The organism is Ruegeria sp. BHSB064 (assembly GCF_059613205.1).
Window position 1 is genome coordinate 1 of record NZ_JBXWSB010000113.1, and the last position, 14,387, is coordinate 14,387.

Here is a 14,387-nt window from a genome sequence, read left to right on the forward strand (position 1 = left end):
TGAAGGATTGGCGGCGTGTAGCAACCCGCTATGACAGGTGCCCCAAGGTCTTCTTGTCCGCCGTCGCACTCGCAGCGCTCGTCATATACTGGCTATGAGTCCTGACCCTAGCGGCACGTAGCACTGCCAAGCGGTATTTGGATCAGTGCAACCTATTGATCCTAGGTGGCGCATAAAGAACCGCCTCGCTGCAATGCCGCATTGTTAAGCGGATAGTGCTGCATTGCCGCATATTTGAGCAACACCCTGAATCAATCCAAGCACTTGGACAATGAGACTCTGAACGCATGGGAGAACTGTCCTAGCACTATGGAGTGCCGCAAGACGGCTTGGAACATGTGCGAAGGTGCCCGGCCTAGGAACCTGAAGACGCCCTCGCACACCGCAATTATGCGTGGGGGGTATATGGGACGTTTCGGCGCCCCGAACAACCCTGCTGCGCGTCGCATAAAAGGAAATGCTGATGCACACCAAACTTCTCACCACAACCGCCGCAGTCCTGTTGGCCAGTTCATTGCCTGCACTGGCCGATTGCCCGATCAAGATTGGCGTCCTTCATTCGTTGTCTGGCACCATGGCCATTTCGGAAACGACGCTGAAAGACACAATGGAAATGCTAGTCGAACAGCAAAACGAAGCCGGTGGTCTTTTGGGGTGCGAGCTTGAAGCCGTCGTTGTAGACCCGGCCTCGGACTGGCCACTGTTTGCCGAAAAGGCGCGTGAGTTGCTGACAGTGCATGAAGTTGATGTGATCTTTGGCAACTGGACTTCTGTTTCCCGCAAATCCGTCCTGCCGGTAATCGAAGAATTGAATGGACTGCTGTTCTATCCGGTTCAGTACGAGGGCGAAGAAAGCTCGAAAAACGTATTCTACACAGGTGCCGCGCCGAACCAGCAGGCGATCCCAGCCACGGATTACTTCTTGGATGAGCTGGAAGTAGAAAAATTCGCGCTGCTGGGAACCGACTACGTCTATCCGCGAACCACGAACAACATCCTCGAAAGCTATCTGAAGCAAAAGGGCATCGCGGAAGAGGACATTTTCGTTAACTACACGCCGTTCGGTCATTCGGACTGGTCCAAGATTGTGGCCGACGTGGTCGCGCTTGGCGCAGACGGCAAGAAAGTCGGAGTGATTTCGACCATCAATGGCGATGCGAACGTCGGTTTCTACAAGGAACTTGCTGCCGCCGGTATCTCGGCTGACGACATTCCGGTTGTCGCCTTCTCGGTCGGTGAGGAAGAGTTGGCCGGTCTGGATACCACCAACCTCGTCGGTCACCTGGCGGCCTGGAACTATTTCCAGTCGGCCGAAAGCGATGCGAACGAGGCATGGGTCGAAGCGTGGAAAGCCCGCATGGGTGAAGACCGTGTGACCAACGACCCGATGGAGGCCCACTACATCGGCTTCAATATGTGGGTGAACGCGGCGATTGCTGCCGACACCACCGATGTCGACGCCGTTCGGACCGCCATGTACGGTCAGGAATTCCCGAACCTGACAGGCGGCACCGCTGTGATGTTGCCCAACCACCATCTGGCCAAGCCGGTTCTGATCGGAGAAATCCAGGAAGACGGTCAGTTCGACATCATCAGCCAGACAGAAGAAGTTCCGGGCGACGCCTGGACCGACTATTTGCCTGAATCTGCCATTCTCGTGTCGGATTGGAAACAGCTGGGTTGCGGTATGTACAACACCGAAACTGAGAGCTGCGTACAGATCAAGTCCAACTACTAAGAACCTGAATTCCTCGGGGCGCACGAGTTGTGCCCCGAGGCTCAAAACAAAGGTCTTCCTAAATGACGCTTCTGTTCAGGCGGGCAGTGCTTGCCCTGCTGGTCCTTGTGGCCCCTACCCTTTTGCAAGCGCAATCCGCAGACGCCCCGGTTCAGCAGATATTGCAGTCCCACGCGGAGGTGATCCAGAAATCCTCTCGCAAGACGATTGGCCCCGCGATTGACGCGTTGGCGCAAAGTGGACTGCCGGAAGCGCAGACCGTTCTGGAGCGTTGGCAGGCCAAGGACATGTGGTTCAACAAAGAAAACGGTCTTTTTGTCTTTGCCTCAAAGGCTGACGGTGGGTTGCAGATTTTTGATGTATCTGACGGTGTCGAGATCGGAGTTGTCGATAAGAAGGAATACAAACAACTCAAACCCAATTCTGGTATTCGCGGGTTGATCGCGTCTGCGCTGGTACAGTTTCAGCTGAACGACCCCAATCCCAGGACACGCGACGCTGCTTTGACAGCGATTGAGCGAGACGCCGAGGCGTCGCACCTGTCTGCCCTGCGGGGTTCCATCGAAGCTGAACAAGACGCCGACCTCAAGGCGCGCAAAGACCGGTTGGAACGCTTGCTCACCATTCGCTTTGATGAGGATGAGGCTGCGAGGCTTGCTGCAATCGACAGCTTTGCCGGCGATCTGGGTGTTGATGTCAGGGCAACGCTCAATCCTTTGGTTTCATCCGAAATCAAGGTCGCAGATCAAATCCCGGACGGTGCGGTTGGCATTGAGGTCGGATCAGACGAGTTGACGCAGGACCAGGCCTATAAACTTCTTGTCGCAAATGGGTTGGCCCCGGAACCGGTGGATGCCGCAGCGGTAAAGCAAACCCTGATCGCCAACATAAACGGCGATACCGTTGCGGGTGTGCAAGTGGCGAGCCTTGACGAGGACGCCGCCCGAGAGGCCGCGTATCAGGTGTTGGCCCAGCAAGGTCTTGCGACCCCGCTGGTGACACAGGAAGATATTGCCGAAACTGTTCAAAAGCATAAGTTTTTCAAGGTTTACGTCTCAACCCCCCTGCCCATAGCTCTTGCTGCGCAGGCGGCTTTGGACAACATCGAAACGCAGGTTGCTTTGAACCAGACAGCGGATCTGGTGTTGGACGCGCTGTCTCTGGCCTCGATCTATTTCCTCGCGGCGATCGGTCTTGCGATCACCTTCGGGGTCATGGGCGTGATCAATATGGCGCATGGTGAGTTTATCATGATGGGCGCCTATACCGGCTATGTGGTGCAGTTGTTCATTCCTGACCTGACGCTTTCGATACTTGTGGCCATTCCCTGTGCGTTTCTCGTGACCTTCGGGGCCGGAGTTCTGCTGGAGCGGCTGGTCATTCGGTGGCTGTATCACCGCCCGCTAGAGACGTTGCTGGCAACCTTCGGCGTTTCCATTGCCTTGCAGCAACTGGCCAAGAATATATTCGGCACGCAGGCGCGTCCTCTGACGGCTCCGGCATGGTTGGATGGGTCGATGGTTCTGAACGACATCGTGTCGATCAGCTACATCCGCATCGCGATCTTCGTTCTGGCGCTGCTGTTTCTGTCGCTATTCCTTATCGTCATGAACCGAACTCGGCTGGGGCTTGAGGTGAGGGCCGTAACCCAGAACAACCGCATGGCATCCTCGATGGGGATCAACCCGGACCGGATCAACATGTTGACGTTCGGTCTGGGCTCGGGCATTGCTGGCATCGCCGGCGTGGCCATCGGTCTGTACGCCAAAGTCACGTCCGAGATGGGCTCTGACTACATCGTGCAAAGTTTTATGACGGTGGTCGTCGGCGGCGTTGGCAACATCTGGGGCACGCTGCTGGGCGCGACGATGGTTGGAACGCTGCAAAAGGGGATCGAGTGGTTCAACCCGTCCAATACGCTGGCGGCGCAGACCTACATGATCCTTTTCATCATCCTGTTCATTCAATTCCGACCGCGCGGCATCATCGCGCTCAAAGGTCGGGCGGCGAAAGCGTGATATGGTTGACATGACTTCTACAGTCGAACCGATACGCAAGCCACTGGTGCTGCGCTATCCCTCTGTCGCGATCTTTCTGATCTTCCTGTCCCTGTTTACTGCAATCATCACCGTTTTGGGCGAAGGGTTTGGCATCGGGCTGATTTCCACCAGCTTTATCAAAACTTTGGGCAAAACGCTGTGCCTGTGTCTTGCTGCACTGGCGATGGATCTGGTGTGGGGATACACAGGTATCCTGTCGCTGGGGCACATGGCGTTCTTTGGCATTGGCGGCTATGCCATCGGTATGTGGCTGATGTACGCCCGTACCGAGATTATCGTGGTCGACAGCCTCGCGGCCTCTGCCTTGCCGCCGACGGCCCAGGAAATCTCGGATGGCATTGCCACCCAGATTTTCGGCGTTGTCGGCGCATCCGAGTTCCCCCCGATCTGGGCTTTTGCACATTCCCTGCCGCTGCAACTGGCTGCCGTCGTGTTGGTGCCCGGTCTTCTGGCACTTATCTTTGGGTGGCTGGCGTTTCGCAGCCGGGTGACCGGGGTTTACCTGTCGATCCTGACGCAGGCGATGACGCTGGCGCTGTCCCTGTACCTGTTCCAGAACGACAGCGGGTTGCGCGGGAACAACGGTTTGTCGGGGCTGCAGAACCTGCCAGGGCTGGACTCCGTGCCGCAATCAACGGTTTCGATCCTGTTCTTCTGGGCGTCCGCCTTGGCGCTAGGCCTTGGCTACCTTGTCTGCGCATGGGTGGTGTCTGGCAAATTCGGATCGGTTATTCGCGCCATCCGCGACGACGAAAGCCGCGTCCGGTTCCTTGGATACTCGGTCGAGGCCTACAAGCTTTTCATCTTTACCTTCACCGCCGTGATCTGTGGTATCGCGGGAGCTTTGTACTATCCACAGGCGGGCATCATTAACCCGGCCGAAATTGCGCCCATTGCGTCAATCTATCTGGCCGTTTGGGTGGCGATCGGCGGGCGCGGACGGCTGTACGGGGCGGTGATCGGTGCGGCCTTTGTCTCGTTGCTGTCGACATGGTTCACGGGCGGGCAGGCCCCCGACATCTCGCTGGGGTTCTACACGATCCAATGGGTCGATTGGTGGACCATCCTGCTTGGGTTCTCGTTTGTTGCGGTCACGCTTTTCGCGCCCCGCGGCATAGGGGGACTGATCGACAAGCTTACGGAACGCCGCGCACCGGATCGACATGGGGCCGACCTGGGACCAGACCTTGGATCGTTGTGCGAAAAGGAGGCGAATGAATGAGCACGCTTCTCGAAGTCTCCGGCGTCTCCGTATCCTTCGACGGGTTCAAGGCGATAAACAACCTGACATTCCAAATCGGTCCGGCCGAAATGCGCGCCGTCATCGGCCCGAACGGGGCGGGAAAGACGACGTTCATGGACATCATCACGGGCAAGACCAAGCCGGATGATGGTCACGTTCTGTGGGGCGAAAAATCTGTCTCACTCCTGTCCATGAGCGAAAGCCAGATCGCGCAGGCCGGAGTGGGAAGAAAGTTCCAGCGACCGACTGTGTTCGAAGATCAAAGCGTTCGCGAAAACTTGATGCTTGCCCTGAAAAACAAACGCGGGCCGTTGGCCGTGCTACGGTTCCGGGCGCGTCAGGAAGATCATGAGAAAGTTGCATCGCTGGCCGAGGAAATCGGATTGCAGAGTGCCTTGGACCGCAAAGCCGGTGAACTCAGCCACGGGCAAAAGCAATGGCTCGAGATCGGGATGCTGCTGGCTCAGGACCCGCAATTGCTGCTGGTCGACGAGCCCGCGGCCGGGATGACCCCAGCAGAGCGCAAGCATACGACCGACATTCTTGTCGAAGCGGCCAAAACCAGGGCCGTCGTTGTTGTCGAACACGATATGGAGTTTGTCCGTCGCCTGAACTGCAAAGTCACCGTGTTGCACGAAGGGTCGGTTCTGGCCGAAGGATCGTTGGACCATGTCACCCGGAACGAAAAAGTAATTGAGGTTTATCTTGGCCGCTGACCTTCTAAACATCTCCGATTTGACTCTGCACTATGGCGGCAGCCAGATCTTGAACGGCGTCGACATCACCGCGCGTCAGGGTCAGGTGACCTGCGTGATGGGCACAAACGGCGTTGGAAAAACAAGCCTTTTGAAAGCGATATCCGGCACGCATCCGCGCAGCGGTGGCGACTATGTGCTGAACGGCGAAGAGATAGGCAATGCCACGTCCTTCGAGCTCGCCAGAAAAGGCGTGGCATACGTCCCGCAAGGGCGCGAGATTTTCCCGTTTTTGACGGTGCGCGAAAACCTCGAAACCGGCTTTGCCTGCCTGCCCCGCAGCGATCACACCATCCCCGAATATATCTTTGATCTTTTCCCGATCCTCAAAGAGTTCCTGTCGCGGCGCGGGGGCGATCTGTCGGGTGGTCAACAGCAGCAGCTTGCCATTGCACGTGCGTTGATCACAAAGCCAAAGCTCTTGCTGTTGGACGAGCCGACCGAGGGCATACAGCCCAACATAATTAAGCAAATAGGAGAAGTCATTCGAATGCTGCGCGATCAAGGCGATATGGCAATTGTCCTAGTCGAACAATACTTTGATTTTGCGTATGCACTTGGCGACAGATTCTTGGTTCTTGAACGCGGGACACCTTACCTGCAAGGGTGCAAATCCCAAGTTGAGAAGTACCAGCTAAAAACGGCAGTTTCGGTTTGAGATGGCAAAACAAAAGTGAATGTTCTCAGCTAAATCGGCTACGTCGATCCCTGAAAATTGAAACGCGGCCCAGAGCCGACCATGTGCACAGCAACTGAATGCAATGTCTGCAGCCCGCCTTGCCGACCTTCGCTGCGGGTGCGATTTTTGGTTCCAGGCAAACGACAGTTCTTTTCATTTGAGCGATGATCGAAGGCTTCTAGCCCTCACTTAAGCAGACAAGCGGAATCCAACAAATCGACTATTTCTTGGAGGATAAGACAGCATGTTCGTTGGAAAATACTGAAACTTGCAACAAAACAGTGCGCTAAAGACAAACATCGAGACTTGGATGCCTGATTGTCTCAGTTTGAAGCTTGCCTACATCCTGTGCAGGTCACATTGCTTGTGCGGCATCACAAAGCGCTTTCGATTCTGACATGTTGCATAGCGACAATACCTACGACATTCTAAAGCAATGTACGCTTCACATGGATTTTTGCAGTCCGATATCGGCGATGTCGACGTTGTCTATCACGACGGACTCTACCATCTTTTTCACTTAGTGTTACCGAACCACGATTTCATTGCTCATGCAGTCAGTAAGGATGGCATGACCTGGCGTCGTGTTCGAAACGCACTGTTTGTTGGAGATCCGGGCACTTGGGACGACGACATGCTATGGACCATGCACGTGACTCCGGATCCCGAACGCGAAGGTTCGTGGCGGATGTTCTACACCGGGCTGACACGCAGTGAATATGGTCGAGTTCAACGGGTAGGCTGTGCCAGATCGGACGATCTTTATACGTGGGAGAGATGCGACAATGGCTCATACCCACTCGAGATCTCTGGGAGGTGGTATGAATCGAGCGTCGATGAAGGCCGGAATTGGGTAAGTTTTCGGGACCCTTTCTTCTTTTGCGACCAGGCAACGGGCGAGCGTTTGCTCCTGTCTTCCGCGCGGGTCAATGAAGGTCCGATTGTCCGCCGTGGCTGTGTTGGCGTCGCCCGTGAAACTGCGCCAGACACTTTCGAATTTGGCCCGCCCCTTTGCTATCCAAGGCTATATGACGATGTTGAAGTTCCCAATCTTGTTCAAATCGACGGACGCTATTACCTAATCGGATCGATCCGTGAGGATACGAAAATCAGGTATTGGTACGCAGACGATATTGAAGGGCCTTACAAGAACTTTGCTGACAATGTCCTGTTGCCTGAGGGAAACTATGCGGCGCGGATTTGTTATGTGGATGACCGGCTCCTGCTTTTCAACTTTTTTCAGCGACGAGTGATTTCCTACGGTAAAGAAGTCACTACGCGCCTTCTGCCGCCGCCCAAGGAATTGACCACGGATGACGCAGGGCGTCTGATATTGCGTTCGTTTCGTGGTTTCAATGCGAACACACACAGTCCTTTTGAGGTGACTCATCCCGCAGAATTCGACGCGATGTTCAGGAATCCGTATGCATCGATCCACGGCGACAATGGGAGCGTTCACGTGACTTGTCCAAGCGGCTTCGAGGCATTTCTATTGCCAGGTGAGCACGAGGATTTTCGTTTGCGCGCACGCATACAACTTGAAGGTCTCGGCAAGTGCGGGCTGGTCCTACGCTGCTCTGAGGAAGGAGATGGGTACTACCTGTCGCTTGACCTTGTGAAAGGGTACGCCCAGATCAGGCGCTGGGGGGCCAACCCGCGTCCCGAATTCGAAAACGCCTTCGACTATGAAACTCTGCAAAGCGGTAATTTTGTCACCGACAATGCAAAGCAAGAATGGGAGATCGAAGTGGTCTTGCATGGTACGTATATCGAATTCTCGATTGGGGGTCAGGTTACATTATGCGTCGTCGATGATGCGTTCCTAACGGGGCACGTCGGATTTTATTCGGAATCTGCGCAGCTCAAGCTTGACGGGATTAAGATAGAACGGCTGTTGCGATCGGTTAGCGAGGAGGAAACGGTCTATACCTCGACCCGCCATTCGGAACTAAAAATGCCGGCAGCCGACTCGCCGGCAGCCTCATGAATGGTGTGTCGAACCAATGGCCTCGTCGATGGCTACTGGTAAGTGATATCGATGATACCTTGACCGGTGATGCGGACGCACTGCTGGAACTTGCCTTAGCGCTGAAAGATGCGGGAAAGAACGTGACGTTTGCCGTCAATTCCAGCCGGCCTGCGGCCAGTGTCGCGACCACTCTTGCGAACGACTTTCCTGATACACTGCGCCCCAATGCGGTCATCACTGCCCTGGGAACAGAAATTTTGGTTGAAGGAACCAGACTGTCAGCGTGGGAGGCCCGGTTTTCCGGTTGGCCGCATGACATTGTTTTTTCAGTTCTCGCGGACCTCGGCCATCTTCCACACAACCGAATTTTTCAAACAGAGCGCAAGGTCAGCTTTGCTGTCCCGCAAAAGGCTCAAGCTGAGGCGCGCAGGACTTTGTCTAAGGCAGGGGTCGATTGCGATGTTATCGTGTCTGGTCGTGACGACTTTGACGTTTTGCCCAAAGGCGCGGGCAAGGCAGCGGCAACCCTTTTCGTTGCCAGCCATTTCGGGATTCAACTCGATAACTTGGTTGTTGCTGGGGACAGTGGCAATGATCTGGATATGCTTCTTGCGGCGCCTAACCGCATTGTCGTTGGAAACGCACGACGAGAATTGATCGATGCGTTGGGGCCCGCTTCATTTTTTCACGCGACGAGGGAGTACGCAGCAGGCGTGCACGAAGGACTTCGGCACTTTGGCGTGTTATAGACTACAGCACAACCTGCAAAAGGGATGCAGCTAATATGAGCAACGACAATTCAGGTTCGCTATTGATGATCTCGCTGCACGGCTACGTGGCGGGTTCACCCGAACTTGGAAAACCGGACACTGGTGGACAGGTCGTCTTTGTGATGGAACTTGCCAAACGGTTTGCGCGCCTTGGCTACACAGTGGATGTCGTGACACGGCGGTTTGAAGATCAGGCTGCCGAAGACCGGATAAATGAGAACTTGAGAGTATGGCGCATCCCTTTCGGCGGGACCGATTTCATTCGCAAGGAGGATATGCACGACTGGTATGGGGATTTTGTTTCCAACCTTTTGGCCGCAATTCGAAAACACGGGTTATCCTACGATGTGGTGAACAGCCATTACTGGGACGCAGGTTTTGCAGGCCAAAAAATCGCCGAAGAACTGCAGATACCCCATGTTCACACGCCACATTCTCTGGGCTGGTGGAAAGCCAAGGATATGAAAAGCCTCGGAGAAGGCAAAGCAGCGAACTACCGTTTTGAGGAACGCATTCAAAAAGAATTCGTGCTATACCGTAGCTGCGATCACGTTATTGCAACAAGTGAGCAGCAGGTTCAGTTGATCGAAGATCACTACGACCTTCCAAGCGAGCACATATCCATGATTCCTCCAGGCATTGATGAACAGCGGTTTACTGCTGTGACGCCGACGCAGGTTGCCGAAATTCGCCAAAGGCTGAATATGTCCCACAATGACGTCTATGTCGTGGGCCGTGCTGCAACGAACAAGGGATACGACCTGATCATACAAGCGATGCCGCATTTGCTGGCTTTGCAACCGAACGCCCGCCTGGTTCTCGCGGCTGGAGCAAATTCAAGCGATGATAAAAAGTTGATCGATAGCTGGAAGAAACAGGCCGCGGATTTGGGGGTCGCGGATTTTGTCGATTGGCGCGGGTACGTGGAGGATGACGATCTTGCCAACTATTACCGTGCGCCAGGAGTTTTTGCGCTTCCGTCACGCTATGAGCCTTTCGGAATGACCGCTGTAGAGGCTATGTCGAGCGGGACACCAACGGTCCTGACCACGCGTGGTGGTCTTTTCGAACAAGTCGAGTTTGGTCGTCACGCGCTAATAGCCGACCCAACGCGCCCGCAAGAGTTTGCTGCAATGGTAAGTATGCCCATGCAGCACCCCTGGTTGCGAGAGAAACTCATGGTAGAAGGCGCAAGATTCGCCCGCCGAACATTTGGCTGGACAGGTATTGCGCGCCGAACGATCGGGGTTTTCGAAACTTTCCGGGGCAAGTATCAATCAGTGCTTTGAATTCGGCTCTGTCGAATTCCTTTTTGCCGTATAAATGATTGTTGGAAATTTCTGTCTTTCACCAAATCCGCGGTCAGTATCACGCGTGCAGACGTTTACTTGGCGTCGGACGAAAGGCTTGTATCGAGACGTGGCACCGATCTTCACACGGCAGCGTAGAGACAGACCTGCAAATTTGCGTTGCAGAAGTCCTCGATGATACTGAACAAAGCCTTGCGGACCGCCTGCGCGAAACAACAATCACAGATGTTCACCCTAACATTTGCGGCTGTTGCGAGAACTGAGCTCTTGGCGGCCCAGAGCCGACATCCAATCCGCCATATTGATGCTGCGGTTGCAGCCCGGTTTGCAGACTTTCGCGGCGTCTATGCGGCGGTACCGAATGCAATCGATCAAATCGTAAGACTTTAGTGCTTGAAGTAAGACCAACCATAAGCACCCATCCTGGACGCGCTGAAACTCGTGTCGATCTTACTGGAGGTGATCCGTTTGACAGGCCCGACAATCCATTGATTATGTGCGCATGACCAAAGCTCAACGACCGCCAAAGCCAAAACCCATGCCGTACACCCCAGAGCCAGACCGCTACGAGCGGATGGTGTATCGGCGATGTGGGCGGTCCGGTATTAAGCTCCCTGTTGTCAGCTTGGGGCTGTGGCACAATTTCGGTGCAGACTCACCGCACGAAAACAAGCGCGCCATGTGTCGTGCAGCGTTCGACCATGGGATCACTCACTTTGATCTGGCGAACAACTACGGTCCACCACCCGGTTCAGCCGAAGAGGCATTTGGCGAGATCCTCAAAACGGATTTCGCGGGTTACAGGGATGAGCTGATCATTTCCTCCAAAGCAGGCTACGACATGTGGCCGGGACCTTACGGAGAATGGGGGTCGCGCAAGTACATGATTGCGTCCTGTGACCAATCACTCGCGCGCATGGGGCTTGATTATGTCGACATTTTTTATTCCCACCGCTTTGACCCCGACACCCCGCTCGAAGAGACAATGGGTGCCTTGGATCATATCGTACGGTCGGGTCGCGCGCTCTACGCAGGTATCTCGAGCTACAACTCCCAACGCACGCGCGAGGCGGTGAAGATTCTCAACGATCTTGGGACACCTTGTCTGATTCACCAGCCTTCTTACAATCTGCTCAACCGTTGGGTGGAGCGGGACGGTTTGCTCGATACCCTTGACGATCTTGGGGTAGGATCGATTGCCTTCACGCCCCTGGCACAAGGAATTCTTACGTCGAAATACCTGCGCGATATTCCGGATGGCAGCCGTGCCACACAAGGAAAGTCGCTGCTCGATGGCATGATTAACGAGCGATCTCTGGCAAGTGTCCGTGCTCTGAACGACATGGCCGAAGCTCGTGGTCAGACTCTGGCGCAAATGGCTCTGGCCTGGGTACTCAGAGGTGGGCGCGTGACCACCGCACTTATCGGCGCGTCCCGGCCGGAACAGATCGTCGACTGCGCAGGCGTTGTTGATAATCTCGACTTCAGTTCTGACGAGTTGAAAAAGATCGATGAAATCAGTTCGGAAGAAGATATCAATTTATGGGCAAGGTCGTCAGAAACAGAATGACCAATCTTATAATTGCTAAAACCCGAGAACATTTGGAACTTGAGGTCATTGGCGGCTGCAGCTTCTGCAGCTCGGCTAAATAACTATCAAGACTAACCGGCCCAATCCGGACATTGATGACCTGAACTCAATGCTGCGGCGCGGCCCGTCGAACCTGATGGGGTGGATGGCTCCTGCTCCAACCGGCGTTGCAATGCGCCATAGTGCAGTTGTCATGACTGCTATTAGAGGAGCCACCCAATGCAGGTTACAACAATTGGTATAGATCTCGCTAAGAACATCTTGCAAGTCCATGGCATTGCTGAAAACGGCGATGTTGTTTTCAATCGCGCGATAAGGTGGGCGCAGCTTTTGACTTTCTTTGAAGACCTTCCAGCTTGCTTGGTAGGAATGGAAGCTTGCAGTTCGAGCCACTACTGGGCGCGCCAACTGAGCGCTCTCGGACATGATGTTCGTTTGATCCCGGCCAATAGCGTGACCCGGATGAGAGACAATGATCCCGACAAAAGAAGGAAAACGAGCTTGACCCAAACGCCCAATTAGAGAAGCCGACGTTTGACGCCTATTCGCGGCGCTGCGAATGCAGCCCGCAGTGCAGCCATTCATTTCTGGACAGATTCTTTCTTTTGGCACTAATCACTGTTTGTCGCTACCAAACACGGCGACAGGTTCGGCCAGACCATTTATCTCAACTGAACCAAAGCTTTGTAGTCGATCGATCCCCGGCAGAGCGTCATTGGTCGCGGCATTCAAAAGCATCGCCGCACCGAGCGATTTGCACTTCGCCTCTAACCTAGAGGCTAGATTGACGGGGTCTCCGTACACGGTGAAAGACTGACGGGTGTCGGACCCGATCGTGCCTGTGACGAGCTCTCCGCTTGCGATGCCAATCCGGATTGAAAATCCATGCCTGGCCGCGGTCGCGTGCAAGGCCTCGGCAGTTCTTATCGCAGCGTTCGCAGGCGATTTGACTTTGACCGGTGCGTTAAATGTGACAAGGAATCCGTCGCCAAGATAAGAAATCACGATCCCATTTTCGGCTGAAACATCCTCGGTCGCGCCCGTGAGAAAGACATCGAGACGTCTGATCACTTCGTCCGGGGAATGTTGTGAGGAAAATCTAGTGAACCCAGCAATATCCATCACGAGCGCCGTACCAAACGATTTCTGAGGTTTCAGCGGCGCGTTGTCGTCAATGAGCTTCTTCGCAATTGCTTCCGGCAGGTATTTGCCAAGAAGGTCCGAGACATGTTGTCGCTTTGCGCGCTCCCGACCGCGTTCCAGATCAGCTTCAACTTGCGCGAAGAAGACCGCTCGGCTCCTGAATACAGCAATTGCCAGTATGCATGTCGCGAAAAGTAGCATTCCGGATTCTTCGATGCGATTGCCACGGCCTATGAAGTCAATTGAAAGAAACACAGTCTCGTAGGTTTCGCGGGTGGCCATCGCAGACATATCTGCCCATGACAACGTCCGTTCCATCGGCAACGTGACCCAAATGAATGCCGCCCACCATCCAAGCACGCAAAGGCCGCCAGTCCAGAGCACAAGACGCCAGGAGAGGCTGAGGCACGACAATGCTACAATCGGAAAGAGGTAGTATATTCCATAAGCGCGGAACGCGATGATCTGTGGCACGTCGTCGGCCCTGCTGATGGGTACGAGCGCAAAAAGTGAACAGATCGCCAGTGAATCCAGTGCGTAAACGGTATATTTGATCCACGGCCTGTCATAGCTGGTGCCAATCAACACGAGATGGGTGACACCAATTGCAGTGAACGCGAACAACGCGAAAGTCGTGACTGGGCGCGTACTGAATTCAGGAAACAACAGTGTTGACCCCAAGTACCAGAAAAACGCTGCAGCGGTAATGAAGGTGCGACAGGCAATCGCCAGGCGTAGTCCGCGCTGTTCGGCCTTTGTGAGTCTTCTTTCGGCCTCCATTGCGAATTTTTGCGCGTCGATTTCGGTCAAATCTGGCTCCGCCGAATGGGAATTAAGTCAAACACTGCCATCGCAAGTCGAAGAGGCTTTTGCTTCCAATTTGAACGATATCAAAGTGTATCGTGATTGACATTCATGCCTTCCTGACCAACGAGCGAAAAAACGCGGATGAAGCGCACCCATTTTTGACCCAAACCCCTCTGAGGACCAAAACAACCTAGCAATAAAGACCCGACTGGAGACCGCGTTGACAAACAATAGTCTCTTTCTGGTTATAGCCGGGCTAGCCAAGGCAGGACAGCGACGTAACTTTTGTGCGAAGAAAAACACTCAGTTTTGCAGGTATTCC

General features: G+C 54.4%; 10 protein-coding genes and 2 pseudogenes. 11 read left to right on the forward strand and 1 reads right to left on the reverse strand.

Features of this window, described 5'->3' with window-relative positions; translation table 11 throughout:
• From AC2FNU_RS20005 to AC2FNU_RS20055, 11 genes and pseudogenes are all read left to right on the forward strand, one after another.
• Positions 1–98, forward strand: a pseudogene (locus AC2FNU_RS20005) (IS5/IS1182 family transposase); the annotation flags it as partial.
• A 365-nt stretch (positions 99–463) separates the two neighbouring features.
• A complete protein-coding gene (gene urtA, locus AC2FNU_RS20010) occupies positions 464–1,738 on the forward strand; it encodes an urea ABC transporter substrate-binding protein (protein WP_496791807.1) in 1,275 nt (424 codons plus the stop codon).
• 62 nt (positions 1,739–1,800) lie between these two features.
• Positions 1,801–3,756 (forward strand): urea ABC transporter permease subunit UrtB, encoded by a 1,956-nt coding sequence (urtB, locus tag AC2FNU_RS20015; RefSeq protein WP_496791808.1) that lies wholly within the window; start codon positions 1,801–1,803, stop codon positions 3,754–3,756.
• A gap of 10 nt (positions 3,757–3,766) precedes the next feature.
• A complete protein-coding gene (urtC, locus tag AC2FNU_RS20020) occupies positions 3,767–5,020 on the forward strand; it encodes an urea ABC transporter permease subunit UrtC (protein ID WP_496791809.1) in 1,254 nt (417 codons plus the stop codon).
• Positions 5,017–5,757 (forward strand): urea ABC transporter ATP-binding protein UrtD, encoded by a 741-nt coding sequence (gene urtD / locus AC2FNU_RS20025; protein ID WP_496791810.1) that lies wholly within the window; start codon positions 5,017–5,019, stop codon positions 5,755–5,757. The genes urtC and urtD overlap by 4 nt, the downstream gene beginning before the upstream one ends.
• Positions 5,747–6,454: an urea ABC transporter ATP-binding subunit UrtE gene (urtE, locus tag AC2FNU_RS20030; protein WP_496791811.1), complete on the forward strand. Its 708-nt coding sequence runs from the start codon at positions 5,747–5,749 to the stop codon at positions 6,452–6,454. The genes urtD and urtE overlap by 11 nt, the downstream gene beginning before the upstream one ends.
• 457 nt (positions 6,455–6,911) lie before the next feature.
• The gene (locus tag AC2FNU_RS20035) at positions 6,912–8,462 is read left to right on the forward strand and encodes a hypothetical protein (protein WP_496791812.1); all 1,551 of its coding nucleotides are present in this window, start codon (positions 6,912–6,914) and stop codon (positions 8,460–8,462) included.
• Positions 8,459–9,193, forward strand: coding sequence for an HAD-IIB family hydrolase (locus AC2FNU_RS20040; RefSeq protein WP_496791813.1), 735 nt, complete (start codon positions 8,459–8,461; stop codon positions 9,191–9,193). The genes AC2FNU_RS20035 and AC2FNU_RS20040 overlap by 4 nt, the downstream gene beginning before the upstream one ends.
• Positions 9,194–9,228: 35 nt before the next feature.
• Positions 9,229–10,503, forward strand: a complete 1,275-nt coding sequence (locus tag AC2FNU_RS20045; RefSeq protein WP_496791814.1) for a glycosyltransferase — start codon at positions 9,229–9,231, stop codon at positions 10,501–10,503.
• Between the two features lie 559 nt (positions 10,504–11,062).
• Positions 11,063–12,094, forward strand: a complete 1,032-nt coding sequence (gene mgrA / locus AC2FNU_RS20050) for an L-glyceraldehyde 3-phosphate reductase (protein ID WP_425079703.1) — start codon at positions 11,063–11,065, stop codon at positions 12,092–12,094.
• 240 nt (positions 12,095–12,334) lie between these two features.
• Positions 12,335–12,571: pseudogene (locus AC2FNU_RS20055) on the forward strand (IS110 family transposase); the annotation flags it as partial.
• A 159-nt stretch (positions 12,572–12,730) separates the two neighbouring features.
• On the opposite strand, the gene AC2FNU_RS20060 reads toward AC2FNU_RS20055, so the two are convergent.
• Complete coding sequence (locus AC2FNU_RS20060) at positions 12,731–14,068, reverse strand: adenylate/guanylate cyclase domain-containing protein (RefSeq protein ID WP_496791815.1); 1,338 nt, start codon at positions 14,066–14,068, stop codon at positions 12,731–12,733.
• Positions 14,069–14,387: the final 319 nt, after the last annotated feature.

Bases quoted from the DNA above. Each gene is read 5' to 3' on its own strand.
- AC2FNU_RS20045 (WP_496791814.1), top strand. From the start codon at position 9,229: ATGAGCAACGACAATTCAGGTTCGCTATTGATGATCTCGCTGCACGGC.
- urtB (WP_496791808.1), top strand. From the start codon at position 1,801: ATGACGCTTCTGTTCAGGCGGGCAGTGCTTGCCCTGCTGGTCCTTGTG.
- AC2FNU_RS20040 (WP_496791813.1), top strand. From the start codon at position 8,459: ATGAATGGTGTGTCGAACCAATGGCCTCGTCGATGGCTACTGGTAAGT.
- urtC (WP_496791809.1), top strand. From the start codon at position 3,767: ATGACTTCTACAGTCGAACCGATACGCAAGCCACTGGTGCTGCGCTAT.
- urtA (WP_496791807.1), top strand. From the start codon at position 464: ATGCACACCAAACTTCTCACCACAACCGCCGCAGTCCTGTTGGCCAGT.
- mgrA (WP_425079703.1), top strand. From the start codon at position 11,063: ATGCCGTACACCCCAGAGCCAGACCGCTACGAGCGGATGGTGTATCGG.
- urtD (WP_496791810.1), top strand. From the start codon at position 5,017: ATGAGCACGCTTCTCGAAGTCTCCGGCGTCTCCGTATCCTTCGACGGG.
- AC2FNU_RS20035 (WP_496791812.1), top strand. From the start codon at position 6,912: ATGTACGCTTCACATGGATTTTTGCAGTCCGATATCGGCGATGTCGAC.